3 protein-coding genes are annotated in these 3066 nt (G+C 36.4%); 2 read left to right on the forward strand and 1 reads right to left on the reverse strand.

The features are described from left to right. Positions 1-180 precede the first annotated feature (180 nt). Positions 181-1098, forward strand: coding sequence for a carbohydrate ABC transporter permease (locus tag F6K22_RS37215; protein ID WP_293109782.1), 918 nt, complete (start codon positions 181-183; stop codon positions 1096-1098). Between the two features lie 126 nt (positions 1099-1224). Further along, complete coding sequence (locus F6K22_RS37220) at positions 1225-2079, forward strand: carbohydrate ABC transporter permease (protein WP_293109784.1); 855 nt, start codon at positions 1225-1227, stop codon at positions 2077-2079. Positions 2080-2671: 592 nt separating this feature from the next. Here the strand turns inward: F6K22_RS37220 and F6K22_RS37225 are convergent. Next, positions 2672-3066, reverse strand: a 395-nt coding sequence (locus F6K22_RS37225; RefSeq protein WP_293109786.1) for a sulfite exporter TauE/SafE family protein, incomplete at its 5' end; no start/stop codon positions are given.

Consider the following 3066-nt stretch of genomic DNA (forward strand, 5'->3'; position numbering starts at 1 on the left):
TATTAGCTTTCAGCTTTCAGCAATAAAACCTCAACCTTAAAGAGAAGGTTTAAATGAATATCGACTTGAAAACTGACTTCTGTAGTAAAATTTAATTCTGAATAATAAAGCTTTTATTAGCCAAACTAAAAGTAAGAGCTGATAGCTTATAGCTGACGGCTGAATGCTTACAAAAAATCTATGAAAAATTCCAAAACTACTTTGATCTCCAACTCCCTCGAAAAAAGAGAAAAATTAACAGGATGGCTATTAATAACCCCAGCCATTCTAATATTACTATTTGTATTTGCTTACCCAATTGGTCGCGCTCTTTGGTTAAGTCTATTTACACAAAATCTTGGTACAGAATTAAAACCGATTTTTTCAGGCTTAACTAACTACAATAGAATATTAACTGACGGTCGTTTTTGGCAAACTTTATGGAACACAACAATATTTACAACTTTCTCAATTTTCTTAGAATTAATATTAGGAATGAGCATCGCTTTAATATTAGATAAATCATTCCGAGGTAGAGGCTTTGTTCGTACGATTAATCTCATTCCTTGGTCATTACCAACTGCAGCTATTGGGTTAGGTTGGGCATGGATTTTTAACGACCAATTTGGCATAGTTAACGATATACTTCTGCGTTTAGGATTAATTCAAACTAATATTACTTGGTTAGGCGACCCCTTCCGAGCAATGTTGGCAATGATTATTGCTGATGTTTGGAAAACGACGCCATTTATTGCCATTATTTTATTAGCAGGATTACAATCAATTTCCTCTGATTTATATGAAGCTCATGCTATTGATGGTGCCAACCCAATCCAAAGTTTTCAACAAATTACTATCCCACTATTAATGCCACAAATAATAATTGCTTTGTTATTCAGATTTGCTCAAGCATTCGGCATTTTTGACCTAGTACAAGTAATGACAGGAGGTGGACCAGCAGGAGCCACAGAAACAATTTCTATCTATATTTATGCTACTATTAGACGTTATTTAGACTTTGGTTATGGAGCATCTTTAGTAGTAGTAACATTTCTATTACTAATTCTTGCCGTAGCGATCGCTACTAGCGTTATGCAAAAGTTAAAAGTCAAAAGTTAAAAGTCAGTTGAAAAAACCTAACCCCCCAACCCCCTTCCCTACGAGGGAAGGGGGAGAATATTTCTCCCCTCTCCTTGCAGGAGAGGGGTTGGGGGAGAGGTCAAAAGTTAAAATAAGGAATCAAAAATGTCTATATCAAAAAATCGATCATCAATCAAAATAGGTAGAATTATTCTGTGGATAAGTGTGGTTTTAACTGTAATATTTTGCCTCGCTCCTGTCTTATGGCAGTTACTAACTTCTTTCAAAACTAATGAGGCAATTTCAGCAGTTCCTAATGTCTACTTTCCCACCCTAAACCAATTAACTTTTGAACACTATCTCAGTCTCAGTTGGGGTTTTATTCGCTATATTTTTAATAGTGCTTTTGTTTCTATTATTTCAACAATTATTTGTTTAGGAATAGGAGCGCCCGCTGCTTATACTTTGGCACGATTAAAAATACCTGGAGAAAATATTATTATTGCCTGTGTTTTAATCGTCAGTCTGTTTCCCTATGTGTTGTTATTTTTGGGACTGCTAGAAATTATTAGAGCTATTGGTTTAGGTAATAACTATATATCCTTAATTATTCCTTACACAGGCATTAATTTACCTTTGACAATTCTGGTTTTAAGAAGCTTTTTCCAACAGTTACCAAAAGATATAGAAGACTCAGCTAAAATAGATGGTTACAACACAATTTCTATGTTGTGGAATATTGTTTTACCTCTCACAATTCCAGCATTAGTAACCACAGGAATTTTAACCTTTATTTTTGCTTGGAATGAGTTTATTTTTGCCCTAACTTTTATTACTCGTTCAGAAATGTATACTATTCCCGTTGCAGTTGCTCAAATAGGTGGTACTTCCCTCTTTGAAATTCCCTATGGACCTATTGCTGCAGCAACAGTCACAGGTACATTTCCTTTAGTAATTTTGGTATTAATAGCTCAACAGCGAATTGTTCAAGGTATTACTGCAGGTGCTGTCAAAGGTTGAGGTAGAATTTAGGTAGACGTAGTGGACTGACACACCTTACAATTGTGCAATAGATGTAGGTTGGGTTGAGGGACGAAACCCAACAACAATCTTTCTCCCCTACTCCCTAAATGCACAGTTTTAGATGTGTCAGTCCAGTAGGATGCTGTTAGCGATAGCGTAACGCACCCACCTCAAAGCAAGAAAAAAAATCGTGCTATTAAAGGTTGACATAAAGTCAGATATTAGCAACAAAAAAAACGGTACGTTACGCTCCACTTTCTTCCCCTAATATCAAATCCGCTTAATTCGGTATAAAAAAATGTTCCCTCTTCAGTTATTGCTAAATCTTTCTATATCTCCGAATCTCCCCATCTCCGAATCTCCGAATCTGCGAATCTTGGAATCTGCGAATCTTGGAATCTCCGAATCTTGGAATCTCCGAATCTCCCCAGCATCTTTATCTAATTACACCAATGCTACCGGATTTGATATAACGCACCCTAACGGACTTTCCTAAATCATAGTACTACGCAGATAGGTTAGAACATTTATAAGTGCTTAAACTCAGTTAGGGATGATTACTTCTGACTCCTGAATTCTAAATTCTGACTTACCCATAGCGCCACATTTGCCAAGCTTTCCAAAATGTATAAATAGCTAAAATTACCAACAAACTCCGAAAAGCAAAACTCACAACTGAACTAGGTAACTTCGGCAGAAAACGAGTGCTAATTTGAGCGCCGATCAAACCTCCAAAACCCAGAATCAAACCTGCCACAAATACAACATTACCATTCAAATAATGACCAAAAGCAGCAGAAATAGAAGTGACAACAATGACACCTAGACTTGTTTGAATAGCAACTTTGATAGGTTCACCCAGTAAAAGAATTTGCAGAGGTACCATAATTACCCCACCACCAACCCCAAATAAACCAGCTAATAACCCTCCAGTTCCACCGGTAATAATTCTAGCAATAGTAGGATTTCCCCATTGCTGTTTTT

The sequence above is a fragment of the Okeania sp. SIO2F4 genome (assembly GCF_010672385.1).
Taxonomy (GTDB): Bacteria; Cyanobacteriota; Cyanobacteriia; order Cyanobacteriales; family Microcoleaceae; genus Trichodesmium.

Coding starts and splice junctions, on each gene's coding strand:
- F6K22_RS37215 (WP_293109782.1), top strand. CDS start 181: ATGAAAAATTCCAAAACTACTTTGATCTCCAACTCCCTCGAAAAAAGA.
- F6K22_RS37220 (WP_293109784.1), top strand. CDS start 1,225: ATGTCTATATCAAAAAATCGATCATCAATCAAAATAGGTAGAATTATT.